The following is a 23,788-nucleotide window of genomic DNA, read 5'->3' as shown; positions in this document are numbered from 1 at the left end:
GGGCGGCCCCGCGCCGACCTGCACCGGGCACTGGCGGCCGGCGAGCCGGTCGCCGAGGAGACCATCGACCGGCTCGTCCTCCCGCTGGCCGAAAAGGCGGTCCCGGAATGGCGGGCCGCCCTGGACGCCCTCCTCGCACTGCCCGGGATCGGCGGCCCGGTCGGGTTCTCGGGGGGAGTGATCTCCATCGCCGTCCGGCTGGCGGCGGTCGAGCCGCGCATCGCGGCCGCCGTCCTGTACGCCGGGAGCCTCATCCCCCGCGCGGTGTTCGAGGATGCCCGCCGGGTCACCGTCCCGCTGCACGTCCTGCTCCAGTGGGACGACGAATCGAACGACCGGCAGGCCTCCCTGGACCTGTTCGACGCCTTCGGCTCCGAGGAGAAGACGCTCCACGCCAACATGGGCGGACACACCGGCGTCCCCCCGTTCGCGGGGGAGGAGGCGACCAGGTTCTTCGCCCGGCACCTGAAGTGAGGCCGGACCGTCGGTAGCCGGCGCCGGCCGGGGCACCGCCCACCGACGGGCGGGCCCCGGCCCCTTCGCCGGGCACCTCTCTGCCGGGCCGTCCTCGGTCCGGTTCGGCGTGATCGCTTCGCTCGCCGAGGGCGAGGGCCTCAGCCAGGCCGACCCGGCCCGGGCGACCGTGGTCCGCCCGCAGAACCTCAACGAGGCCGCCGCCGCGAGCCGGCCCTCCGATGCGGGAACAGCCGCTCCCCTGCCGGGGCAGGGCGCCCCCCGGCGCACCACCGCTCCCGCCCGGCGGGGCCGAGGGCCAGTGGGCCCCGGCCCCGCCGGTGAGGAGCTTCCTGCGGGAACGGCGCCGCGCCGCCGGCGCGCCCCCGCCGGTGTACCGACCGGGCCCGCCGTTCAGCCCGTGCGCTCGGGGACCAGCACGCTCAGGCAGGTGACGCACCCTTCGAGCTTTTCGAACTCGGCGATGTCCACCGCGCGCACCCGCCACCCCTCGCCGGCCAGAGCGGCGGCGGTGCGCGGGGCCGACGAGCCGATCAGCACCTCGTCGCCGCCGAGCGGGACGACGTGGCAGCCGGCCTCCTCCTCCACCGGGCGGAACGCCGGCATCGCCGCGGCGTCGAACGTCCCCGGCAGACCGAGCAGCGTCCCGTCGGGCAGCGCGGTCACCGCCGACTTCAAATGCAGCACCCCGCCCAACCGGACCGGGACGACCCGGCGGCCCAGCGGCTCGACCAGCCCGGCCAGGGCGCGCACCCCCTCGGGATCGGTCCGCCCGCCCACACCGACGTACACCGTCCGCCCCACCTGGAGCACGTCCCCGCCGTCCAGCCGGCCCGGCGGCGGGATCCGGGCCGTCTCCAGTCCCAGCCCTGCCGCGGCGCGCTCCGCGCCGGCGGTCTCCGCGCGCCGCGGCACCGCCCCCGGCCGGGTCACCACCGCCAGGCCGCCGACCACCACCAGCGCGTCCTCGATGAACACCGCGTCGGGGCACTCGTCGGCGGGCTCCGCCTCGCGGACCTCCCACCCGGCCCCGGCCAGCGCCTCCCGGTAGCCGGCGTGCTGCCTGCGCGCCTCCGCCGCGTCCACCGGCACCCGCCCGATATGGGTGACCAGCCCTTCGGCCACCCTCGGCCCGGGCGCCCGGACCAGTGCGACGCCCCTGCGCTCCGCCTCCGCCACGGCCGCTCCCTTCTCCGCGTCCACCGCGAAACGATCCCCTCCGGGCCTACCCTGCGCGGGGACGTCACCGGGCGAGCCACCGGTCGAACCAGGCGCGGACGCGCCGCATGACGTCGATCCGGTTCTCCCGCCCCACCACCGCGTGCCCCTCGCCCGGGTAGCGGACGAACGCGTGCCCCACCCCGAACCGGCGCAGCGCCCGGTGCAGGTAGACCGCCTGTCCCACGGGCACGTTGCGGTCCTCCTCGCCGTGCAGGATCAGCACCGGGGTGCGGATGCGCGAGGCGTAGGAGACGGGGCTGACCGCGTCGTGCGGGTGCGGCCCCGGTCCCTCCCAGCCGACGCTGCCGCTCAGTCCCGCCTCGCAGGCCCCGTACTCCCCTGTGGCCGCCAGCATTCCCCAGTCGCTGACGCCCGCGCCCACCACCGCCGCGCGGAACCGGCCGGTGCGCCCCACCGCCCAGGCCGCCATGGTCCCGCCGTGGCTCCACCCGCCGATCCCGAGCCGACCGGGGTCGGCGGTGCCCCGCCGGACCAGCAGGTCGATGCCGTCCTCGATGTCGTCCCACTCTCCCCCGCCCAGCGCGCCCACCACCGCCTCGGCGAAAGCCCGCCCGCGCCCTTCGCCGCCGCGCGGGTTGGGCAGGAACACCGCGTACCCGGCGTGCGCCAGCCACTCGGCGGGGGCGTGGTGGTCCAGCGCCATCTGGTCCGCATACCGCCCGTAAGGGCCCCCGTGCACCCAGGTGACCAGGGGGAAGGGGCCCTCGTCCGGGGCGGCGCCCACCGGGGTGAGCAGCAGCCCGTCGAGCGCGAGCCCGTCGCGGGCCCGGTAGGACAGCCGCTCCCGCCCGGCCCGGGCGAAGCGGTCCAGCTCGGGGCGGAGCCGGGTGAGCCGGGCCGGCGGCGCCCCGGCCGGCCCGGCGTGCACCTCGCGCGGGGTCGAGGCGGTGGAGGCCGCCACCGCCACCCGGCTTCCGGTCCGGTCGCAGGTCAGCTCCTCCAGCAGGCCGGGGAAGCGGTGCAGCGGGGCGAACCGGCCGGTGCCCGGGTCGAGGCGGTGCACCTCGGTGTCGAGGCCGCGGGCGAACAGCGCCAGCGGCGGCCCTTCATCCGCCTGGACCAGCTCGACCGGGCACCGGTCCATCCCCTCGGTGAGGTCGGCGCGCCGCCGGGGCGCGGCCCCGGGGACCAGGTCGAACACGGCCTGGCCGCCGTCGGGGCCCGGGGTCGTCGCCAGGTAGGACAGGTGCCAGCGGCGGCCGTCGTGCCACCACGCGGGCGAGTGCGCCTCCCAGCCGAGCCCGCCCAGGCACTCGGCCCGCCCGGTGGCCGGGTCGACCAGGTGCAGGTCCCAGCGGGGGCGGACCGGGTCACGCTCGGCCCCGGGCCGGCCGATCACGGCCAGGGCCGCGCCGTCGGGGCGGGCGGCCGCCTCCAGCACGTGCGGCTCTCCCGGGCCGCCCACCGGGCGCAGCCGGCCCGTGCCGGTGTCGAGCAGCGCCAGCCGGTCGTGCGGCTCAGGCTCGCCCCACACCCGCGGGGCGTCCCCGCGCGGGCCGGGGCCGCCGACCACCACCGCGACCGCCGCGCCGCCGGGCAGCGGCAGATGGTCCACCACCTCGGTCTCCTCGCCGGTCAGGGCGGAGAGCCCGGTCCCGTCGAGGGCGATCCGGTGCAGCCGGGACGCGCCCCGCTCCGGCCCGGACCGGTCGGAGAGGAAGTACAGGTGCCCCGCCCCCGGGTCCCAGCGCGGCCGCCTGTCCCGGGCGGTCCCGCCGGTGAGCGGCCGGGGCGCCGCGGCCGCACCGGAGTCGGCCGTCCAGAGCGCGCTCACCGGCCGGTCCGAGGCGGCGCCGGGGCCGGCGACCGCGTAGCACACCCACCGCCCGTCAGGGGAGAGGACCGGGTCGAGGGGGATGTTCCCGTCCGCGAGGACGGAGGCGGTCAGGGGCGGTGCGGGCACGGGCGGCCTTCCGAGGGGCGGGGCGGACGCGCAGGGGGAGGCGCCTCGCCGGGGCCGGTCGGGGCGGCCCTCCCGGCGCTCCGCCGGGGGTCAGGGGGCGGGCGGTTCGGGGAAGCGGCCCTGGGCGAGCAGCCGGAGCCAATCATCGAGGACCTCGACGAAGCCGGCCGGGTCCGCGGTCTCGTGCGAGGCCGCCACGTTGTCCCAGTCCGGCCGGAGCACGTCGATGCGGAAGCGGTCGCGGTACCAGCCGGCGTCCACGGTGACGGGCTCCCACTCGGGGCCCTCGGGAAGGTTCATGACCGGCACCAGGGAGGCCCACAGCAGGTCCTCTGAGTCGTTGACCTCGCAGGCGCCCGAGGGCAGGCGGCGGGCGAGGATCTGGTTGTGGTGGATCCGCCAGCCCGCCGGCCAGCGCAGCGGGACCAGGCCCCACTCCTCGGTGAGGGCCGCTGCGAGCGCCGATCCGGGCGGAAGGGATGCGAACGGCATGGCCCCGGAGCCTAACCGGTCCGGTGCCGGGCGCGCCCCTCCTTTCCCCGGGGCGGCCGGGGCCGAGGCCCGCCCGGCGCGAAGCCGCCGGGAGCCCGGGGCGGGCCGCCGCCCGCCCCCTCCGCGGACGCGCCGCGGGCCGGCGGGGCGGGCGTCACCGCCGCAGGTCGTCCGTGCGGCCCTCGTGCAACCGGCGGATCAGGTCGAGTGCGTACGGGTGGCCCTGCTCGGCGCGGGGGCGCAGCACCGCCTCGGCCTCGGCCGGCCGCCCGGAGGAGGCCAGCAGCTCCGCCCACCGCCACAGCGCCCGGTCGTCGCCGGCCCGGGCCCGTTCGGCCAGAGCGTCGGTGTCGCCGCGCTCGGCCATCCGGTCCACCAGGGCCCGGGCGGCGGCGCGGTCGCCGGCGCCGGCCATCCGCCGCACCTCCTCCTCCATGCCCGCGCCGAGCAGCACCTGCAGGCGCAGCGCCCGGGCCCGCCGCTCCAGGCCGGGGTGGACGCCTCCGTCCAGCAGCGCCAGCGCCTCGCCGGTCCGGCCGCCGCCGACCATCAGGTCGGCCAGGGCGTGCAGCGCCATCCCGTCGCCCCGATCCGCATCGGACCGCAGCTCCTCCTCCCGGCCCCGGTCGGCCAGCAGCTCCACCAGCGCGGCGCGCGCCCGGCCGTCGCCGGCCTCGGCCATCTCCCGCAGGTCCCCGGCCCGGTCCGCGTCGACCAGCAGCTCCACCAGCGCGATGAACGCGCACCGGTCCCCCGCGTAGGCCAGCGCCCGCAGCTCCTCCTCGCGGCCGCCCAGCACCAGTCGGTCCATGCGCTCCCGGCACGCCCGCTCCGCCCCGGCGTCGCCGTGCACGTCGTAGCGGTGCGCGGCACCGTAGTAGGACCACTTCGACGGGTCGTCGGGCGGCCGCACGCGCCCGCCCTCCCCGGGTTCCGCTGCGCTCATGCGGACGAGACTGGCCCGCCCGGCCCGCCCGGTCAATCCCGCGCCGCCTCCACCGGGGCCGGCGGCGGCCGCGGCCGGCGTCCTCCCGGTGCGCGGGCCCGGCCCCGGTCCGGCTCCGAGGGGCCGGCGCGGGCCGATCCTGCGTCGGCGAACGCGCAAAGCGGCAACGGCCGACCAATTTCACCAATCCGCCGGACCGCCCCCGGGCCGGACAGGTAGCTTTGAGCGACCGAATGGAAACGGTGCGGAGTTCCCGCCCTTCGGACGGACCGAAACGCCCCACCGGATCCAGCGGCGCACGGGTCCCGCACCCGCTTCGCCCGATCTCCCGTCCGGCCGCACGCGCCGCGGGAGGGCCGCCGACAACCGAAAGGTCTTTCACCGGTGCTTCAGGCCCCGATCACCGAGCTCGACATCGCCCCCGGACACGTCATCGAGTGGAGGCTGCGCCCCTCGCGCTCCCCCGGCGCGTCCGGGAAGGACGACAGGAGCAGCTCCTACAACCAGGAGAAGCACTTCAGCGCGGCCCTGGACGCCCGCGCCGACGACGACCCGCTGGGCTCCTATGTGGCCTGCACCTTCGAGCTGCCCGGCCCGCTGGACCGCGCGGCCCTGGAGGCCGCGCTGCTGTACTTCGTCCGCCGCCACGAGGTGCTGCGCTGCGAGTTCCGCCACCTCGCCGGCGACCTGACCTGCCGGCCGATGGCCGCCGAGGACGCCGTTCTGGACCCCGTCGACATCGGCCCGGTCGCCACCCGCGAAGGGGTCCGCGGCCACGTCGACGGCTGCTTCCACCGCATCGACACCCTGTCCTGGCCGCTGCTGGTGATGGGCGCCGTCGTCCGCCCCGAGTCCACCACCGTCTTCCTCGGCTTCGACCACCTGGTCTCCGACGGGCTGTCCACCCCGATCGCGGTCAACGACATCGCCACCGCCTACACCGCCGCCGTCCGGGGCGAGGCCCCCGAGCAGCCCGAGGTCGGCAGCTACCTCGACTTCAGCCACCGGCAGCGCCTCCGGCACGCCTCGGTCGGCGCCGACGACGCCCGGCTGGACCACTGGAAGGCGTTCATGCGGAGCAACGGCGGGTTCTTCCCGCCCTTCCCGCTGGACCTGGGCGTGGCGCCGGGGCAGATGTACGGCACCGTCAACGACACCGACACGCTCCTCACCGACGCGCAGTCCGAGGCGTTCGAGGCGCACTGCCGCAAGGCCGACGGCAAGGTGTTCATGGGGATGCTCGCCGCGGTGGGCGAGTCGCTGCGCCGCGAGGGCGGCCCCGAGGTCTACCGCGGCCTGATGCCGGTCAGCGACCGGGGCCGCGGCCACTACGCCGAGGCGATGGGCTGGTTCGTCAACACCATGCCGATCGAGTTCCCGGTCCCGGCCGGCGCCGACTTCGCGCAGGTGATGGCCGGGGTCCGGGACGCCGCCGACACCATGCGGAAGCACCTGGACGTGCCCTTCGTCAAGGCCTGGAAGCTGCTCGCCCCCGAATACGCCGACCTGCGCTCCTGGCCGTACGCGGTGAACTTCTTCTCCTACCTGGACTTCCGCCGCACCCCCGGCGGCGAGCGGCAGCACGCCCTGCAGGCCCGCAAGCACATCTGGGCCTCGCACAGCAACGGCATCTGCTTCTGGTTCCACCGCAACGAGACCGGCATGCACGTCAACTCGATCTACGCCGACACCCCGCAGGCCCACCGCACCAAGGCCGCGCTCACCGCCACCCTGACCGGGGTGCTGGCCGGCCTGGCCGACAGCGGCGAGTTCTGACCCCCGCTCCCCGGGGACCGGTAGGCTTCCGCCGCCGGCCCCGGGGCGGGGCGGAGTGGACGCGCGACCGGGTCGGCGCCGCACGCCGCGGCGAGAACCCCATGGTGCTGGCGCGGATGCGCACCGGCTGAGCGGTCCTGGGCGACACCCAGTTCCTGCCGGGGTACTGCGTCCTCCTCCACGACGGCTGCGCCGACCACCTGACCGACCTGCCCCGCGCCGGGCGGGCGGAGTTCCTCTACGACCTGCCCCGCGCCGGGCGGGCGGAGTTCCTCTACGACCTGTCCCTGCTCGGCGAGGCGGTCGAGGCCGTCTGCCGCCGCCGCGACGAGGGCTTCTCCCGGATCAACTACGAGGTGCTCGGCAACGCCCTGCCGCACCTGCACGGCCACGTGCACGCCCGCTACCGCTGGGAGCCCGGCGGCCTGCACACCGGCCCGGTCTGGCTGCACGGCCCCGAGCGCTCCGCCGACCGGCACCGGGCCGGCCCCGCCCACGGCGGGCTCCGCCGCGACCTGGCCGCCGCGATCACCGGGATCACCGCCCAGGCCTACTGACCGGGCGGCGCGGCCCTTCCGCGCCGCGCCCGCGCCCCGTGCACCGCCACCAGGTGGCGGGCCAGGGCCAGCCCGCACAGCAGCGCCGCCAGCGCGCACACCCCCGGCCACCCCGCCCTGGCGTACACCTCCGCGCCCGTCCACGACCCCGCGCCGCCACCGAGGAAGGCGCAGGCCATGTAGGCGGTGTTCAGCCGGCCCCGGGCGTCGGCGCGCAGCGCGAACACCCGCGCCTGGTTGGCCACCATGCCGGACTGCATCGCGATGTCCAGCAGCAGCGTGCCCGCCACCAGCGCCGCCATCCCCGAGGCGCCGCCGCCGGCCCCCGCGGCCAGCACCCCGGCCGAGGCCAGGCCGCCGACCATGCAGACCAGGTTCACCGGATCGGCCCCGTACCGGTCCACCAGCCGCCCGGCCACCGGGGTGCAGAACATCGTCACCCCGCCCACCAGGGCCAGCACCCCCACCGCCCGGGCGCCCAGCCCGTAGGCCGGGCCGGCCAGCAGCAGCGCCAGGCAGGTCCACACCGCGGAGAACCCGGCGAACACCGCCGCCTGGTAGAAGCAGGACCGGCGCAGCTCCGGCTCGGCGCGCAGCAGGCGCAGCGCCTCCACCGGGGGCGCCGACCACCGGCCCCGCCGCCGCGGCACGACCTCGGGCAGCGCGCAGGCCAGCACCACCGCCAGCAGCAGGGACAGCACCGCGGCCACCAGGTAGGGGGCCCGCCAGCCCAGCCACTCGCCCAGCATCCCGCCGAACGCGCGGGCCAGCAGCATGCCCCCGATCGAACCGCTCAGCAGGGTGCCCGTCATCGCCCCGCGCCGCTCGGCCGGCACCAGCCCGACCGCCATCGGCACGGCGACCTGCCCGGCCACCGTGCTGCCGCCGACGAACACGCCGGCCACGAGCAGCGGCCCCAGCGCCGGCGCGCAGCCCGCCGCGAACAGGCCGACCCCGGTGCACACCAGCAGCACCACCATCAGCCGCCGGTTGGGCAGCCGGTCGGCCAGCGGCGCCAGCAGCAGGATGCCCGCCGCGTAGCCCGCCTGGGCGGCGGTGGCCACCAGCGCCGCGGACCCGGCGGAGACCCCCAGGCCGGCGGCGACCAGCGGCCCCACCGCCTGCGGGAAGTAGACGTTGCCCACCACGACGGCGCAGGTCGCGGCGAGCAGCAGCACCAGCCGCCGGCTCATCCCGCCGGGCCCGTCCGCGGTGGCCGGGCCGCGGCGCCTCCCCTGGTCCGGGGCCGTTCCCGGCGGCCGCCCCGGACCGGCGCCTCCCGCCGGGCGGGGCACCGCCCGGCCGGCCCCGCCGCCTTCCGGTTCCCGGCCCCGGGCCCGTCCGCCCGTCCTGTGCGCCCCGTCCCTGCGGTCCATGTGCGTCATGGGCCGAGTCCACGCCACCGGCGCCCCGGACCCAATCGATGTAGCCTACGGCTCAATGATCCGCTTCCGGCTCGGGGTGGAGGACCTGGCCGACACCAGGTTCGCCCTCTCCCCGATCAACGAGACCCTGCTCAGCCTGCGGGTGCTGCGCGAACCGGGCCTGTCCGCGCTGCTGCTGCCCTGGCGCAGGACCGCGCTGCCCGCCCTGGGCGGGATCGACACCGGCCTGCTGCTGTCGCTGGTCTCCGCGCACCGCGCCCTCCCCGACTTCCTCACCCCGCGCCCGGGCTCCTTCGCCCCCGGCTTCGAGGAGGAGCTGGACGAGGTGGCCCGCACCCCCGCCGACACGGTCCTGCGCGACCTGGTCGCCGCACACCGCCCCGACCCGCTGCCCGAGCCGCTGCGCACCGCGGCCGCCGGCGGGGACGCCGCCCTGCTCCGGCTCCGCGGCGACCTCTGCGACCTGCTCCGCCGCTACTGGGCGGCCGCCATCGAACCGATGTGGCCGCAGATGCGCCTGGTGCTGGAGGCCGACATGACCTACCGCGCCCGGCGGCTGGCCGTCGGCGGCGCCCGGGCGCTCTTCGCCGACATCCACCCCGACCTGCACTGGGACGACGGGGTGCTGCGCATCGATGCCGTGTTCGGCGGGTACACCACCGCGGCGGCCGGCCGCGGGCTGCTGCTGATGCCGTCGGTCTTCGCGCACAAGCCCGCGCCCCCGGTGCTCCCGGAGGAACCGCCCGCGCTGGTCTACCCCTCCCGCGGCACGGCCACGCTGTGGACCCCGCCGCCGGCCCCCGCCGCGGCCCTGGTGCCGCTGCTGGGCGCCCCCCGGGCCAGGCTGCTCACGCTGCTCGGCGAACCGCTGCCCACCGTCGAGCTGGCCCGCCGCCTGCGGGTGACCCCCAGCGCGGTCTCCCAGCACCTGCGCGTCCTGCACGCCGCCGGCCTGGTCGCCCGGGCCCGCGACGGCCGGCACGTGCTCTACCGCCGCAGCCCGCTCGGCGAGGAGCTGACCCGCACCGCGGGCCCGCCCGCCCCCCGCACCTGACCCGCCCGAAACGCCGTCTCCGCGGGCCGGCCGGGCGGTTCGAGAGGAGCGGAGGCGCGCGCCCCCTGAGGGGCCTCACCCGCCGCGACCGTCCTCCCCGTCCCCGGGGCCGCCGTCGAAGTCGCGCATCCGCCGCAGCGGGGACAGCGCCGGCAGCGGGGCGACCGCGGCCAGGGCCGCCGCCAGCGCCCACAGGGCCGGGCGGACCCCGACCGCCTCGGCGAGCGCGCCGCCGGCCAGGGCGCCCACCGGCGCCACCCCCCACACCGCGAACCGGAACAGCGCCGACACCCGGCTGAGCAGGCCCCCCGGGCACACCTGCTGGCGGTAGCCGACCTGCATGACGTTGAAGACCGTCACCCCCGCGCCGACCGCGACGTTGGCCGCCGCGAACAGCGCCGTCCGCCACCCGGCGTCGGCCAGCGGGAACAGGAACATGAACGGCGCCGCCGCGGGGACCGCCAGCACCGCGGTGCGCGCGGCCCCCAGGGCCCGGCCGAGCCCCGGCGCGGCCCAGGCCCCCAGCAGCGCGCCGGCCGCACCCGAGGCCGTCAGCACCCCCACCGCCCCCGCGGAGACCCCCACCACCCTGGTCAAGAAGACCACTTCGAGCGCGAAGAACGCGGAGAAGACCAGGTTGTTCAGGCTCGCCGAGAGCGCGAGCACCCGGAGCACCCGGTGCCGCAGCACGAACCCGACCCCCTGCCGGACCTGGGCGGCCAGCCCGCCCTCCGGCGGTTCGGGCCGCACGTCGGGCACGGCGATCCGGCACAGCAGGAGGGCCGAGACCGCGGGCGCGGCGGCGCCGGCCGCCAGCGCCCCCTGGCCGCCCAGCCACTGCACGAACAGCCCGCCCAGCCCCGGGCCGCCCAGCTCCGCGCCGGAGCGGACCGCCTGCAGGCCGCTGTTGCCCGAGATCAGCCCGGCGCCGCTCCTCAGCCGCGGCAGGTAGGTGTGGTCTGCGATGTCGCCGAACAGCTGGGCCGCGCCCAGCAGCAGCGCCGCCAGGCAGAGCAGCGGCAGCGAGAGCAGCCCGCCCGCCCAGGCCAGGGGGAGCGACACCAGCGCGGCGAAGCGCACCAGGTCGGCGCCGATCATCACCCGGCGGGGGCGCATCCGCCCCACCCACGCCCCGGCGGGCAGCCCCAGCACCAGGTAGGCGGCGTGGCCGGCGGCCTGGAGCAGGCCCACCTCCCAGGCCGAGGCGTCCAGGGCGAGCACCGCGACGAGCGGCAGCACGACCTGGACCGCGGCCGCACCGGTCTCGCCGAACAGGTGCGAGCCGAGGAAGAGCCGGAAGTCCCGGGCGGGCCCCGGGGCGCCTGGGCGGTCTGGCATACCCGTCCATCCTCGAGGCCGGAGGGCCGGCGGGGCCAGTGGTTTTCCCCCGCCTCCCGCCCCCTGGGGCCCGCCCGGGTCAGGCCCCCTCGTCCCGGTCGAACCGCGCGCGTGCGCGCTCCACGTCGGGCATGTTCGCTCCGGTCCAGTCCAGGAGCGCGTCGATCAGCTCCTGCAGTGTCCGGCCCAGCGGCGTGATGCGGTACTCCACCGCCACCGGGCGCGTGCCGACGACGGCGCGCTCGACCATTCCGTTGCGCTCCAGCCGGCGCAGCGCCGCGGTCAGCGATTTCTGCGTCACCACCGGAATCGCCCGGCGCAGTTCGTTGAAGCGCGAAGGCCGCGCGCACAATGCGTCGAGGACGTGGAGCGACCATTTGTCGAGCAGCTGGTCGAGAAGTTCGCGCTGCGCCGCCGATATCTGGGTCCGGAAAGGCGGATCGGGGGTGGTTTCCGTCATGATACCTGGTCTCGTTGAAGTTCCCTTTGGCTACCGAGTAGACATGGGATACCTGATGTTCCGCAACCGGAAGGCGTTTCCATGAGCGTCGAACTCCTCACCCCCGAGGGCATGTTCCAGCCCGTCCCCTACCACCACGTCTCGGTCGCCACCGGCGCCCGGCAGGTCCACGTGGCCGGGCAGATCGCGCGCGACGGCGACGCCGGGCCGGTCGCCTCCGGCGACCTCGCCGGGCAGGTCGTGCAGGCCCTGCGCAACACCGCGCGCGGACTGGCCGGCGCCGGAGCGGACTTCTCCGACGTGGTGCGCCTGCGCTTCTTCGCCGTGGACTGGACCCCGGACAAGGCCGGCGAATTCATGGCGGGAATCGAAAAGGCCGCCGACGAACTCGCGATTCCGCGGCCGTTCCCGCCGCTGTCGCTCATCGGCGTCGACTACCTTTTCGAGCCCGACGTCCTGGTCGAGGTCGAAGCGTACGCCGTCCTCGACTGACGGAATGGCGAAAAGAAGGGCGGAAACGGCTCCGCGCCCGGGCGGGCGCGGAGCCGCCGGCCGCTCCGCACCGGGATCCGCCCCGGCCGATCAGGGCTCCGGGTCCAGGTGGCGCCAGCGCACCGGGTCGTGGTTCCGGCCGGCGGGCCCGGGGGCCGGGCCGCGCTCCGGCAGGGGGCGGCGCTCGGCGCACTCCAGGACCAGCATCTCCTCGTCGCCCGGGGCGAAGGCGTAGTCCACCCGCTCCACCCGGGAGGAGACCCCGTACCCGGCCAGCATCTCCCGCATCGCCTCCAGTGCCGGGTACCGCCGGAAGCCGGTGTGCAGGAAGAGCGGGTACAGGCGCACCTGCCCGCGGGAGACCCGGACCAGCTCCAGCAGGGCGTTCCGGTGGAAGTCCTCGTCCAGCCGCTCCCCGTAGGAGAACAGCAGGTGGGAGCTGAGCACCAGGTCGAAGGAGCGGTCCGGGAACGGCAGGTGCGGCAGCGAGCCCTCGACGTAGCGCTCCGGGCGCGCCGCGATGTCCCGGGCGAAGGCGCGCGCCGACTCCGAGCGCAGCCGCGTGTACTGCCCGGGGTCCTCGAACCAGGTCCAGACGTAGTCCCGGGCGTGCTCGACCAGGTGGGCGTGCTTGTGCTCGTTCTCCCGGAGCGCCATCGCGCCCAGGCGCTCCCGGCCCGGGCCGTACTGGGGGTCCACCGCCACGGCGTCCACCCCGCGCTCCCCCGCCGCGGCGACGAAGCCCGCCGCCCCGCCGGGGCAGTCCAGCACGCGCACCGACAGGTCCCGGTCGGAGAGCGCGAACATCGCCCGGTACTCCTCGAAGGAGCGCGCGCTGACGAACAACCGGCTCACCTCCGCCCGGCGGCGGTCGCCGGTGCCGCGGTCCGGATCCGCACTGGCCCTCCCAGGGGTCGACGCCGTCGGGGCCGCCGGCTCCGCCGCACCGGCCCGCGGGGACACAGGGGCCGTACCCGGTATCCGCGGCGGAGACACCGGAGCGGCCGGATCGCGCCGCCTTCCGTGCCCGCGGGGGCACCGGCCGCGCGGTCCGCCCGGCGCCGCCCCGGCCCGGGTGCTCGGCGGGCCCTCCCGCTATCCCGCCAGCGACTCCCGGTGGCGCCGGTTGACGGCGATCAGCCCGTCGAGGGCGTCGCGGGTGCGGACGAGGTCCTTGATGCGCGCGTCGATCCTCTCCCGCTCCGCGGCCATCCGCCGCCAGGCGGCGTCGGTCTCCATGGAGCCGGGGGAATCGACGCAGGGGAGCACCTCGGCGATGGCGCTGCTGGTCAGCCCGGCGTCGTAGAGGCTCCGCAGCAGCAGCACCCGCTCCACCGCGTACTCGCCGTAGACGCGCTGGCCGCTGGGGGTGCGGTCGCTGGCGAGCAGGCCCTGCTCCTCGTAGTAGCGCAGCGAGCGGACGCTCGCGCCGGTCCGCCCCGCCAGCTCGCCGATCCTCATCATGGTGACCCCTTTCACGCCCGCCGGACGCCCCGAACACTTGCCTCTGACGTCAATGGTAGGTCCTATCGTCGTCCCCATGACGAACACCGCGACGACCGCGCCCTCCCTCTTCGACCCCTACACCGCCCTCCCCGGCCGGACCCTGCCCAACCGGGTGGTGATGGCCCCGATGACCCGCGCCCGATCCACCCCGGAGGGCCTGGCCACCGCGCAGATGGCGGCCTACTACGCCCAGCGCGCCACCGCCGGGCTCATCGTCTCCGAAGGGATCCAGCCCAGCCTGCTCGGCCAGTCCAACCCGCTCACCCCCGGCCTGCACACCCCCGCCCAGGTGGAGTCCTGGAAGCAGGTCACCGGCGCCGTGCACGCCAACGGCGGCCGGATCTTCGGCCAGATCATGCACGGCGGCCGGATCGGCCACCCCGACACCACCGGGCTGCAGCCGGTCGGCCCCTCCGCGGTCGCCGCGCGCGACGCCATGGTCTTCACCCCGGCCGGGCGCCGGCCGGCCCCCGTGCCCCGCGCACTGACCACCGCCGAAGCCGCCCAGGAGGCCCTGGTGTACGGGACCGCGGCGGCCGCCGCGGTCGAGGCCGGCTTCGACGGGGTCGAACTGCACGGCGCCAACGGCTACCTGATCGGCCAGTTCCTCTCCAGCAGCGCCAACCGGCGCACCGACGCCTACGGCGGCCCGGTCGCGGGCCGGATCCGCTTCGCCGTCGAGGCCGCCTCCGCGGCCGCCGACGCGATCGGCGGCGCCCGGGTCGGCATCCGCCTCTCCCCCGGCGCGGGCATCTGGGACGCGATCGACGAGGACGTCCCCGAGCTGTACGGCGCGCTGCTCGCCGAACTCGCGCCGCTCGGCCTGGCCTACGTGCACCTGGAGGCCACCGCCGAGGAGGAGGTCCTGCTCGGGCTGCGCCGCGCCTGGCCCGGCACCCTCATCGTCAACCCGGCGGTCCCCGGCGGCCCCGCCCCGGCCGACCGCAAGGCCGCCGACCACTGGCTCGACCTCGGCGCCGACCTGATCAGCTTCGGCCGGGCCTTCCTGGCCAACCCCGACCTGGTCGAGCGGCTCCGCGCCGACCTGCCGCTGGACCCCCACGACGAGGCCACCTTCTACACCGGCGGCGAGAAGGGCTACCTGACCTACACCTCCTACCGGTACTGACCCGCCGGCGCGGTCCCGGCCCGGCCGCCGCCCGGTGGCGGCGCGCGCAGGGCCCCGGAGGTCGGCCGCCCCGGTGGTGCCGCCCTCCCCAGGGGCCGCGCCACCGGGAGCGGCAGCCCGGCGGGCCCGGGGCGGCGCGTTCGCGCGGGGCCGCCGCGCAGGCCTACATCCGGGTCCGGGCGTGGACGTGCAGCGCGTCGCGGACGAACGCCGCCCCCTCGGGGCCCTGGTACATCAGCGCGAAGCGGGGGTCCTCGACGTAGCTGTCGCCCAGGCACCGCACCATCTCCACCGACCGCTCCCGGTCGCCCTCGGCCTGCGGCGTGCCGGGAATCCCCGCCAGCCAGCGGACGTGCCGGGCGGCCAGCTCCTGGGCGGCCCCGGAGGACGGCGAGACGCCCGAGCGCCACGCCCCGACCCACGCCGCGACCAGGTCCTCGGCCTCCTCCTTCCAGGCGACCTGCTCCTTCAGGGTCTTGGCGTGCCACCACTCGTTGCTCGCCCGGAACGCCTCCTCGCCCCACCGCTCGACCACGTCGTCCCGGTAGCGGTCGTTGAACCCCTCCAGCAGCACGTTCGCGCCGGGGTCGGCCCCGGCCCGGGTGGCCTCCAGGGTGAGCCGCGCCTCCCGGAGCCGCCGCTCGACCCGGTCCCGCTCGGCCTCCAGCGCGGCCACGTGCGCGCGCAGCCCGTCCTGCCCGCCGTCCTCCCCGGCCAGCGCCTCGGCGATCTCCGGCAGGCCCATGCCCAGCCGGCGCAGCCGCAGGATCCGGTCGAGCCGGGAGGCGGCGTCGGGCCCGTAGTAGCGGTACCCGTTCTCACCCACCCGGGAAGGCGACAGGAGCCCGATCCGGTCGTAGTGGCGCAGGGCGCGGCTGGTGGTGCCCGCCCTGGTCGCCAGCTCGTGGATCAGCCACTCCGTCATCGCCGCCTCCCCGGGGGTCGCGTCCTCTCCCCGACGAGTATGGACCCGCGGCGGGCCCCGGGCGGTCAGCCCAGGCGGCGCAGCGCCGTGGCGATGACCTCCGCGCTGTCGGCGTGCAGGGCCTGCGCGGCGCTCTGCCCGGTCGCCGCCAGGTAGGCGTCGACCAGCCGGTTCCCGGCGGCGTACCCGGCCCCGGTGGGCAGTCCCACCGGTTCGGCGCCGAACCGCTCGGCGGAGGCGTCGCCGTGCACCCAGGCGGTGAACTCGTGCATGCCGGTCACCCCCAGCCCGGAGACGACCTTGGCGAAGACCTCGTCGTCGTCCAGGGGCGCGACGCCGATCCGGGTCCGGCCCAGGTCGTCGCCGTAGAGCTGGCGGGCGAACGCGTCACCCAGCCCTTCGCCGACCACCTGCTCGCCGACGGTGACGGTCGCCGGGTCCCACACCACCCCGCCCGGGGCGTAGCGCAGGTTGTGGTTGAGCTCGTGCACCGCGGTGGCCTCCAGCCGCTCCAGGTTCTCCGGGAACGGCCACAGCGTGATCAGGATGCAGCCCGGGATCCCGCCGCTGCCGGACACGCCCAGGACGGTGTCGGTGAAGTGCGCGTCGCCGGGGTCGCCGAGCACGAGCAGCACGGTGATGTCGGGGGCCTCCAGCCCCGGCACCGCCGCCAGCTGCACGGCGAGGGCCCCGTCCATGGCGCGCTGCATCCGCCCCCAGGCGTCGGCCCCGGCCAGCGCCTCCAGCGCGTCCAGGCAGCGCCGCTCGTCCCGGTCGATGGGGAAGCCGAACGACATCCGGTGCATCTCCACCAGGTCGACCTCCCCGGGCGCGAACCGGTACATGTCCTTGATGTGCTCCAGCATCGACCGCAGCAGCCCGGCGCGCTCGGCGGCCGGGGCCTGCAGGATCCGCTTCATGGTCGTGTAGGTGTCGACAACGGTGATCGCCATGTCCCCCGACGCTAAAGTCTTCCCCTGCGTCAAGGTCAACACCGGCGCGGCCCCGCCCCGGGCGCCCACCCCCGGCCGGCGTCCCGCAGGCGCCACAGCGCGGAGAGCCCGGTGAAGGCGTCGCAGGTGCTCCACCGGCCGCGCCCGTCCGGGCGGAGCGACCCGGTGACCGCCCCGGCGGGGTAGGCGACCTCGCCGACCGGGTCCAGGCCGCCGGCCGTGAGCAGCACCGCCGGGCCGTCGAACTCCCGGGCCAGGACCCGGCCGGCGTCGAGGAACCCGGCGTCCAGGTCGAACCCGGCCCCGCCGGGGAACACCTCCTCTCCGAGGCGGACCGCCCCGGCCCCGCCGCCGGGAAGGCGCCGGACGGTGAGCGCGTCGGCCTCCATCGGCGCGGTCAGGTACCGGTCGCCGGCGGGATGCAGATCGGCCAGGACCTCCTCGGGGGAGTCCCGCACGTCCGCGGCGACCCGCTCCCCGTCCCAGCGGGCCCGGCAGATCCGGCCGCCGTGCACCGTCGCCAGGTCCAGCAGCACCCCGCCTCCGGGGACGGCCGCCCCGGCGGACCCCGTGGTCTCCACGCCCAGCACCGCCCGCCCCAGGACCCTGCCGTCCGCCGCGCCGAGCACCCGCAGCTCATCGCCGCCCCCGGCCCGCTCCCCGGGCACCACCGCCCAGACCAGGTCGCCGGAGGCGTCGAACAGGCACGTCCCCGACGCGGCGGCGGCCCCGCCGCGCGGCGCCCAGCCGGCGTGCGCCGCCCGCCACGCGACGGCGCCCCGGGCGTCCACGAGCGCGATCCCCTCCGCGCCGGCGACCACCGCGCACCGGTGGTCGCCGCGCACGTCCCAGCTCCCCTCCCACGGAAGCCGGAACTCCCCGACCACCGACTCCCAGCAGAGGCCGACCCCGGTCAGGATCCCGCCGGGGGAGAGCCCCCACCACCCCGCGCCGATCCGCCTCGGCCCGCCCCCGGGCGCCCACGCCCACTCGCCCACCCGCTCAGCTCGCATGCGCAGCACCTTAGGGGCCGCCGCTCCCGCCCCCGGGACGGGAGCGGCGGCAAGGGGTCACCGGACCCGCGTCACTCGCTGTAGTTCTTCCCGACCGGCCTCCCGGGGATCGGCTTGGCGATGAGGCCCACCGGGATGAAGAAGAAGATCTGGCTCATCGCCAGCACCAGCGTCCACAGCGCCTCGTCGCCGTAGTGGGCCGACGCCCGGGCGTGCAGCTCGTCGGGGACGCGCTCCCCGTGCGGGTTGGCGGTGAGCACGGCCTCCACCAGCTCCAGCGCCACCCGCTCGGCGCCGGAGAAGTAGGGGGCGTCCTGCCACGACGCCACCGCGGTGATGCGCTCCTCCGGCTCCCCGGCCTTGCGCAGCAGGTCGGCCTGGCGGACGGTGTGGTAGGTGCTGCCGACGATCTGCCCGGCGCGGAGCTGCATCAGGTGGATGGTGGTGTGCGGAACCGAACCGTTCAGCACGGCCTTGTTCACCGTCCCGGCGACGGACGCCAGGTCGGGGAAGAACCGGGCCGGGTTCGTCATGCGCGAACGGACATCGCCCTGCTCGGGCGCGGTGGGTGCGGACATGTGCGGACTTCCTTCCTGATACGGGCCGGGGCCCTCGCCCCGGCCGGGCCGGCCGCCGGAACGGTCGAACGCCCCGAGCGGCCTCTACCTACACCGACGAAGCACCCGCCCCGATTGTGAGGCGCGGCCGGCCGAGGACCCCCCACACCCGGCACAGCTGCAGGACACTGGCGGCGAACAGCAGCACCCCCAGTGGGACGTGCAGGGCCGGCACACCCGCCACCCCCAGCCCCACCTGCGCCAGTACGCCCCCGAGGAACACGAGCGCGGACAGCGCCGGCCCGGGCGGGCCGCCGCCCGGCCGCCACACCAGGACCGCCGCGGCCAGGTGCACCAGGGCCGCGGCGAACAGCCCGTAGGACGCCGCGCTGTGCAGCAGGTGCCACTCGGGCGCGGACAGCATCACCCCGGCGGTGACCGGGGAGAGGAAGACCAGCGCGGTCTGCAGCGCGACCGCGGCGCGCAGGAACACGAGGCTCCCCCGCCCGACCGCCATCGATTCGGACACGGAACGCCCTTTCTCTCTCTGACCCGGCGGCCCCCGAAGACCGCGGACCGCCCCTCCCACACCGACGAAGCAGCCGCCCCGAATGTGCGGCGCCGGTGTCACGAACCGGTGCGCCGCAGCGTCTTGAAGGACGAGAGCGGAACCGAGCGGAAAGGGCCGGCGACACCATGGCCGTACGGCAGGAAGCGGAAACGGAAGAGGACCGGGCCGAACCGGCCCCGAGCGCCGTCATGGGCGAGCGGCGCCGGCTCATCGGCCTCGCCTACCGGCTCCTCGGCTCCCTGGCCGACGCCGAGGACGCCGTACAGGAGGCCTACACCCGCTGGTACGCCATGCCCGGGGAGCAGCGGCGTGACATCGCCTCCCCCGGAGCCTGGCTGACCCGGGTCGCCGGCCGGATCTGCCTCGACCTGCTCGGCTCCGCACGGGTCCGGCGGGAGCGCTACGTCGGCGAATGGGTCCCCGAACCGCTGCCCGGCGGCACCGACCGGACCGCCGGCGCACCACCCGCCGACCCCGCCGAGCAGGTCGCCCTGGACGAGTCGGTCGGCATGGCCTTCCTGGTCATGCTGGAGTCGATGACCCCGGCCGAACGCGTCGCGTTCGTCCTGCACGACGTCTTCCGCTACCCCTTCGCCGAAGTGGCCCGGATCGTCGGCCGCTCCCCGGCGGCCTGCCGCCGGCTGGCCTCCTCGGCCCGCCGCCGCGTCCCCGCCCCGCGCACCCCGGTGCCCGAGGCCCGCCAGGCCCGCATCGTCCGGGAGTTCAAGGAGGCCTGGGAGGCCGCCGACGTCGACGCCCTCATCGGTCTGCTCGCCCCCGACGCCACGGGCGTCGCCGACGGGGGCGGCCGCGCCGGGGCCGCGCGCCGCCCGGTCCGGGGCGGCGAGCGCATCGCCCGCTACCTCCTGGCCTTCGCCGACCGGATGCCCCGCCCCGCCGTCCTGGAGCGCACCGTCAACGGCCGGCCCGGCCTGGTGGTCCTGGAGGGCGGCACCGTCGTGACGGTGGCCGCCTTCGACATCGAAGGCGACCGGATCAAGCGCATCTGGGCGGTGCGCAACCCCGACAAGCTCCGCGCCTGGACGGCGGACGCCCCCCGCGGGTGAAACCCGGGTGAACACCGGGCGCCGCCGCCCGGCGCGGCCCGCCCCCCGCCCGCCCGGGCCGCGCACCCGAACCCCCTGCTCGAAGCGGCGGCCCACCGGCGGCCCCGCCCCCGCCGCACCCTCAAGGCGGCGCCCCGGCCCGCCCCCCGGCCGGCGTGCGCACCCGCCGCGCCAGGCGCTAACGTGACCCTGCCCCCGGGCACGGCGCCCGCCCCTCCCCGAGTGAGGACCCCGCCCCCGTGCACCCCCTCACCCCGGACGACCCCCGGGCCGCCGGCCCGCACCGCCTGCCGGCCCGCCTCGGCGCGGGCGGCATGGGCAGGGTGTACCTGGCCCGCACCCCCGCCGGCGACCTGGCCGCGGTCAAACTCGTCAAGGACGACCTCGCACACGACCCCGAGTTCCGGGCGCGGTTCGACCGCGAGGTCCGCGCGGCCCGCCGGGTGCGCGGCCCGTTCACCCCCGCGGTGGTCGACGCCGACACCGCCGCCGACGCGCCGTGGATGGCCACCGAATACGTCCCCGGCCCCACCCTCAAAGAGGCCGTGCGCGACCACGGCCCGCTGCCCGCGCACTCCCTGCCCGTCCTGGCCGCGGGCCTGGCCCGGGCGCTCGCCGCCGTCCACGGCGCGGGCCTGGTCCACCGCGACCTCAAACCCGGCAACGTGCTGCTGTCGCCGCGCGGCCCCCAGGTCATCGACTTCGGCATCGCCCGCGCGGTGGAGGGGACCGTGCTGACCCGCACCGGGCAGACCCTCGGCACCCCCTCCTACGCCTCGCCCGAGCAGGTCACCGGCGAGCGCGTCTCACCCGCCTGCGACGTGTTCTCCCTCGCCGGCACGGTGCTGTTCGCCGCCGGCGGCCGCCCCCGTTCGGAACCGGGCACCCCACCGCCGTCCTGCACCGGATCCTCACCGGCGACCCCGACTACACCGCCGTCCCCGAAGGCCCCCTGCGCGACCTGCTCTCCCGCTGCCTGGACAAGGACCCCGCCGAACGCCCGGACGCCGCCGCGATCCTCACCGCCCTGGCCGACGCCCCCGCCCCGGGCGACGGCTGGCTGCCCGCCCCCGTCGGCGAGGAGGTGCGCCGCCGCGAGCACCGCTCCGCTGCGGCCGGCGCGCCCCGGCGGCGGCCCGCCCTCACCTCCGCCAGGCGTCCACGCAGGCGGCCATCACCCGGAACGGCACCGCCTGCCCCCGGGCCTGGTCCACGGTCCCGGCCAGGTGCAGATCGAGCTCAGGACAGTAGAACAGCCAGGTCCCGGTGGCCCCCGAATGGCCGACGAGGGTGACCGGGCGGCGCCCCGCCGACATGAGCCGGCCCACCGTGAAGAACATGGTGCCCAGCCCGTAGCGGAGCACGGGGACGTTGCGCAGCCGGTTGCGCCGCTCGGTGAGCGCCTCCGCCGTCCGGGGGCCGGCGAACAGCCCACCGCCGAGCAGCGCCCGCTGGAAGGCGAGGAGGTCCCCGGTGGTGCTGAACAGGTCGTTGCAGGAGGCGATCATCGAGGGCACCTCCAGGCGGCGCCGCCCCGCGTGGAGCGGGGAGGGCTCCCCGGCCTCCGGGTCCGCCGGGCGGTGCCCAGGCAGCCAGGTGCGCTCCAGGCCGAGCGGGCCCAGGACCCGCTCGTTCAGAAGGCCGTGGAAGGAGCGCCCGGCGGCCGCCTCCAGGATGCGGATGAGCAGCTGGAACCCGGTGTCGGAGTAGCGGGCCTTCTGCCGGGCGGCGGCGAGGTCCTGCGGTTCGAAGTGGGGGCGCTGCCGCTCGCGGGTGGTCCGCAGCACGTCCTCGAAGGTCCAGGCCGCGTCCCGGCCCGCGGCCAGCCGGTCGTGCAGGCTGGGGCCCCCGCGGCGGTCCTCGAAGTGGTCGGGCAGGCCGGAGGTGTGGCTCGCGAGGTGGCGCACGGTGATCCGGGGCGTGTGGTCGACCCCTTTCAGGACGTGCAGCCCGGTGGTCTCCGCGGCCGGCAGGAAGGCGGTGACCGGCGCGGCCAGGTCGAGTTCGCCGCGTTCGTGCGCCTGCAGCACCAGCGCGGCGATGAAGCGCTTGGTGATGCTGGCGGTGAAGAACGGGGCGCCGGGGGCCGGCGGCCGGTCGGCCGGGCCGGCCGCGGCGGACCAGCGCCGCTCCCCGTCGCCGCCGGCCAGCGCGATGTCGGCGTGGTGGAGGCCCCGCCGGGCGGCGAGGCCTTCCAGCAGCCCCGCCAGCCGGGCGTCCAGTTCGGCGGGGACGCGGTTGTCCGGGGCGCGGGTCACGGCGGGAGGGGGTGCCATGCGGGCGCTCCTCGTCTCGGTTCTCCCGGCACCGGCCGGCTCTCAATATGTCTACTAGACATGTCCTTGAGAGGCAACGGGGCTACACTCGGCCCGATGGCACACGTGATCCTCGGCCTGCTCCTGATCGCCCCGCAGACCTTCTACGCCCTCATCAAGGGCTTCGAGTCCGGCGTCGCGCTCTTCTACAGCGCCAGCTCCGGCAGCATCAAGCGCGCGCTGGACTCCCTGCTCGCCCGGGGGCTCATCGAGGTCGCCAGCGCCGAGTCCGGGGGCCGGGGGCGGAAGGTGTACCGCCCCACCGACGCCGGCCGCGAGGAGTTCCGCACCTGGATGGCGGCGGAGCCGGCCGGCCCCGACCTGGAGACCGCGGCGCTGTCCCGGCTCTACTTCCTCGGTCTGCTGGAGCCGGCCGAGCGCCCGGCGGTGCTGCACCGCGTCACCGCGCGCATCGAGGCCGACCTCGCCGTGCTCACCTCCCTCGACGAGCACCTGGACACCCTGGACGTCCCCGAGGGGCACCGCGACCTCGCCGCCCACCAGCGCGCCGCCCTCGACTACGGCATCGCCGCGCACCGCTTCATGCTCGACTGGTTCCGCGACCACGCCGACCGGACCGCACCGCCGCCGCACGACCGCCCAAAGGACCCCGCGGCGCCCTGACCGGCGGCCCCCGATTCCGACTCGCCCCGCCGCTGACGCGCCCGCCCGCGCCGCGGGCACGGCGCAACCCGGTCGGCCCGTTCGCGCGCCGAGCCTTCGGCGAGCACGCAGGCGCGCACCGCCGTTCCCGCCCGCCCGATCACCCTGCCTCCGCCGGCCGGGAACGGCGCATCCCCGACGCCCGGGGCCGCCCGGTTCCCGCCCCCGCCGCACCACTGCGACCGGAACGGGACACGACGCGGACCCGCCACCGACACGGGGCCGCGACGATCGGCCCATGACACCGGACCCCTCGACCGCAACCCCCCGCCCGCCCCTGCCCCGCCGGCGCCACCTGCCCGCCCTGGACGGGCTGCGCGGCGCAGCCATCATCGGCGTCCTGCTCTTCCACACCGGCAACCTGGACGGGGGGTTCCTCGGGGTCGACCTCTTCTTCGCCCTGTCCGGCTACCTCATCACCGGCCTGCTGCTGCGGGAGGCCGAGGCGACCGGCCGGGTGTCCCTGATCTCCTTCTGGGGCCGCCGCCTGCGGCGGCTGCTGCCCGCGCTGGCGACCGTGCTCGCCTGCACCACCCTCGCGGTCTGGGCCGCGGGCCCGCCCCGGCTGCTGCGCACCGCCCTCGCGGACGGCCCATGGGTCCAGCTGAACCTGGTCAACTGGCACCTGCTCGCCGAATCGGCCGGCTACTGGGACCGGTTCGGCTCCGAGCGGGTGTTCGAGCACCTGTGGAGCATCGCGGTCGAAGAGCAGTTCTACCTGGTCTGGCCGCTGCTGATGGCCCTGGCCGCCCTGGGCGGGAGACGGGCCGGCGACCGCGTCGCGCTGCTCGCCGCACTGGTCTCCCTGGCCTCCCTGGTGTGGATGGCCGTCCTCGTCGACCCGGCCGACCCGACCCGGGTCTACACCGGGACCGACACCCGGGCCTTCTCCCTGCTGCTGGGCGCGCTGGCGGCCACCCCCCGCGTCCACGGCCTGCTGGGGCGCGCGGCGGAGCGCGCGCCGCGGGCC

Annotated in this window: 23 protein-coding genes and 2 pseudogenes; 10 read left to right on the top strand and 15 right to left on the bottom strand. The window is 76.9% G+C overall.

Annotation, left to right across the window (positions count from 1 at the left end; genetic code table 11):
• Positions 1-474, top strand: a pseudogene (locus D459_RS0102900) (alpha/beta hydrolase); the annotation flags it as partial.
• A gap of 393 nt (positions 475-867) precedes the next feature.
• Here the strand turns inward: D459_RS0102900 and ddaH are convergent.
• The 4 genes from ddaH to D459_RS33440 form a co-directional block, all read right to left on the bottom strand.
• Entirely contained in the window at positions 868-1,677 is an 810-nt protein-coding gene (ddaH, locus tag D459_RS0102895) for a dimethylargininase (protein ID WP_017591491.1), read from the bottom strand.
• 40 nt (positions 1,678-1,717) lie between these two features.
• Positions 1,718-3,619: a S9 family peptidase gene (locus tag D459_RS0102890; RefSeq protein WP_017591490.1), complete on the bottom strand. Its 1,902-nt coding sequence runs from the start codon at positions 3,617-3,619 to the stop codon at positions 1,718-1,720.
• 90 nt (positions 3,620-3,709) lie between these two features.
• Complete coding sequence (locus tag D459_RS0102885) at positions 3,710-4,111, bottom strand: hypothetical protein (RefSeq protein ID WP_017591489.1); 402 nt, start codon at positions 4,109-4,111, stop codon at positions 3,710-3,712.
• Between the two features lie 154 nt (positions 4,112-4,265).
• Positions 4,266-5,057 carry a hypothetical protein gene (locus D459_RS33440; RefSeq protein WP_152522882.1) on the bottom strand — a complete coding sequence of 264 codons (792 nt, stop codon included), beginning with the start codon at positions 5,055-5,057 and terminating at the stop codon, positions 4,266-4,268.
• Between the two features lie 384 nt (positions 5,058-5,441).
• On the opposite strand from D459_RS33440, the gene D459_RS0102875 reads away from it, so the two are divergent.
• Both D459_RS0102875 and D459_RS36670 read left to right on the top strand, forming a co-directional pair.
• Positions 5,442-6,833 carry a condensation domain-containing protein gene (locus D459_RS0102875; RefSeq protein WP_017591487.1) on the top strand — a complete coding sequence of 464 codons (1,392 nt, stop codon included), beginning with the start codon at positions 5,442-5,444 and terminating at the stop codon, positions 6,831-6,833.
• Positions 6,834-7,189: 356 nt separating this feature from the next.
• Positions 7,190-7,390, top strand: a complete 201-nt coding sequence (locus D459_RS36670) for a hypothetical protein (RefSeq protein WP_017591486.1) — start codon at positions 7,190-7,192, stop codon at positions 7,388-7,390.
• Here D459_RS36670 and D459_RS0102865 read toward each other — a convergent pair.
• Positions 7,384-8,583, bottom strand: a complete 1,200-nt coding sequence (locus D459_RS0102865) for an MFS transporter (RefSeq protein WP_017591485.1) — start codon at positions 8,581-8,583, stop codon at positions 7,384-7,386. The two genes, D459_RS36670 and D459_RS0102865, sit on opposite strands and share 7 nt — an antisense overlap.
• 247 nt (positions 8,584-8,830) lie before the next feature.
• Here D459_RS0102865 and D459_RS0102860 point away from each other — a divergent pair, with 247 nt between their 5' ends.
• Complete coding sequence (locus D459_RS0102860; protein ID WP_017591484.1) at positions 8,831-9,829, top strand: ArsR/SmtB family transcription factor; 999 nt, start codon at positions 8,831-8,833, stop codon at positions 9,827-9,829.
• Between the two features lie 75 nt (positions 9,830-9,904).
• Here the strand turns inward: D459_RS0102860 and D459_RS30525 are convergent, their stop codons facing one another.
• Both D459_RS30525 and D459_RS0102850 read right to left on the bottom strand, forming a co-directional pair.
• On the bottom strand, positions 9,905-11,167 hold the full coding sequence (locus D459_RS30525) for an MFS transporter (protein WP_017591483.1): 1,263 nt from the start codon (positions 11,165-11,167) through the stop codon (positions 9,905-9,907).
• A gap of 79 nt (positions 11,168-11,246) precedes the next feature.
• Positions 11,247-11,627, bottom strand: coding sequence for a winged helix-turn-helix transcriptional regulator (locus tag D459_RS0102850; RefSeq protein WP_026120002.1), 381 nt, complete (start codon positions 11,625-11,627; stop codon positions 11,247-11,249).
• Positions 11,628-11,708: 81 nt separating this feature from the next.
• On the opposite strand from D459_RS0102850, the gene D459_RS0102845 reads away from it, so the two are divergent.
• Positions 11,709-12,119, top strand: coding sequence for a RidA family protein (locus tag D459_RS0102845; protein WP_017591481.1), 411 nt, complete (start codon positions 11,709-11,711; stop codon positions 12,117-12,119).
• Between the two features lie 90 nt (positions 12,120-12,209).
• Here D459_RS0102845 and D459_RS0102840 read toward each other — a convergent pair whose 3' ends face one another.
• Positions 12,210-12,965 (bottom strand): methyltransferase domain-containing protein, encoded by a 756-nt coding sequence (locus D459_RS0102840; RefSeq protein WP_017591480.1) that lies wholly within the window; start codon positions 12,963-12,965, stop codon positions 12,210-12,212.
• 249 nt (positions 12,966-13,214) lie between these two features.
• Positions 13,215-13,580 (bottom strand): MerR family transcriptional regulator, encoded by a 366-nt coding sequence (locus tag D459_RS0102835; protein ID WP_026120001.1) that lies wholly within the window; start codon positions 13,578-13,580, stop codon positions 13,215-13,217.
• 79 nt (positions 13,581-13,659) lie between these two features.
• Here D459_RS0102835 and D459_RS0102830 point away from each other — a divergent pair, with 79 nt between their 5' ends.
• Positions 13,660-14,754, top strand: coding sequence for an alkene reductase (locus D459_RS0102830; protein WP_017591478.1), 1,095 nt, complete (start codon positions 13,660-13,662; stop codon positions 14,752-14,754).
• 163 nt (positions 14,755-14,917) lie between these two features.
• On the opposite strand, the gene D459_RS0102825 is transcribed toward D459_RS0102830, so the two are convergent.
• From D459_RS0102825 to D459_RS30520, 5 genes are all read right to left on the bottom strand, one after another.
• Positions 14,918-15,679, bottom strand: a complete 762-nt coding sequence (locus D459_RS0102825; protein WP_017591477.1) for a MerR family transcriptional regulator — start codon at positions 15,677-15,679, stop codon at positions 14,918-14,920.
• Between the two features lie 65 nt (positions 15,680-15,744).
• Positions 15,745-16,632, bottom strand: coding sequence for a DUF2268 domain-containing protein (locus D459_RS0102820; RefSeq protein ID WP_017591476.1), 888 nt, complete (start codon positions 16,630-16,632; stop codon positions 15,745-15,747).
• Between the two features lie 35 nt (positions 16,633-16,667).
• Positions 16,668-17,645, bottom strand: coding sequence for a hypothetical protein (locus D459_RS0102815; protein ID WP_152522881.1), 978 nt, complete (start codon positions 17,643-17,645; stop codon positions 16,668-16,670).
• A gap of 71 nt (positions 17,646-17,716) precedes the next feature.
• Positions 17,717-18,223, bottom strand: a complete 507-nt coding sequence (locus D459_RS0102810; protein WP_017591474.1) for a carboxymuconolactone decarboxylase family protein — start codon at positions 18,221-18,223, stop codon at positions 17,717-17,719.
• Positions 18,224-18,311: 88 nt separating this feature from the next.
• The gene (locus D459_RS30520) at positions 18,312-18,731 is read right to left on the bottom strand and encodes a hypothetical protein (protein ID WP_017591473.1); all 420 of its coding nucleotides are present in this window, start codon (positions 18,729-18,731) and stop codon (positions 18,312-18,314) included.
• Positions 18,732-18,898: 167 nt separating this feature from the next.
• Between D459_RS30520 and sigJ the strand changes: the two genes are divergently transcribed.
• Together sigJ and D459_RS37610 are read left to right on the top strand one after the other, a co-directional pair.
• Positions 18,899-19,840: an RNA polymerase sigma factor SigJ gene (gene sigJ, locus D459_RS0102800; protein ID WP_020380033.1), complete on the top strand. Its 942-nt coding sequence runs from the start codon at positions 18,899-18,901 to the stop codon at positions 19,838-19,840.
• A gap of 239 nt (positions 19,841-20,079) precedes the next feature.
• Positions 20,080-20,963 (top strand): annotated as a pseudogene (locus D459_RS37610) (serine/threonine-protein kinase); the annotation flags it as partial.
• 19 nt (positions 20,964-20,982) lie between these two features.
• Here D459_RS37610 and D459_RS36665 read toward each other — a convergent pair.
• Positions 20,983-22,116 (bottom strand): serine hydrolase domain-containing protein, encoded by a 1,134-nt coding sequence (locus tag D459_RS36665; protein WP_026120000.1) that lies wholly within the window; start codon positions 22,114-22,116, stop codon positions 20,983-20,985.
• Positions 22,117-22,212: 96 nt separating this feature from the next.
• Here D459_RS36665 and D459_RS0102785 point away from each other — a divergent pair, with 96 nt between their 5' ends.
• Together D459_RS0102785 and D459_RS30510 are read left to right on the top strand one after the other, a co-directional pair.
• Complete coding sequence (locus D459_RS0102785; RefSeq protein ID WP_051065304.1) at positions 22,213-22,779, top strand: PadR family transcriptional regulator; 567 nt, start codon at positions 22,213-22,215, stop codon at positions 22,777-22,779.
• Between the two features lie 277 nt (positions 22,780-23,056).
• The coding region (locus D459_RS30510) for an acyltransferase family protein (RefSeq protein WP_017591468.1) at positions 23,057-23,788 on the top strand (732 nt) is incomplete at its 3' end.

It is taken from the genome of Nocardiopsis potens DSM 45234 (assembly GCF_000341105.1).
In the GTDB taxonomy this organism is placed as follows: Bacteria; Actinomycetota; Actinomycetes; order Streptosporangiales; family Streptosporangiaceae; genus Nocardiopsis_A; species Nocardiopsis_A potens.
The sequence above is the reverse complement of the archived record's forward strand: the minus strand, read 5'-3'. Positions and strand labels throughout refer to the sequence as shown.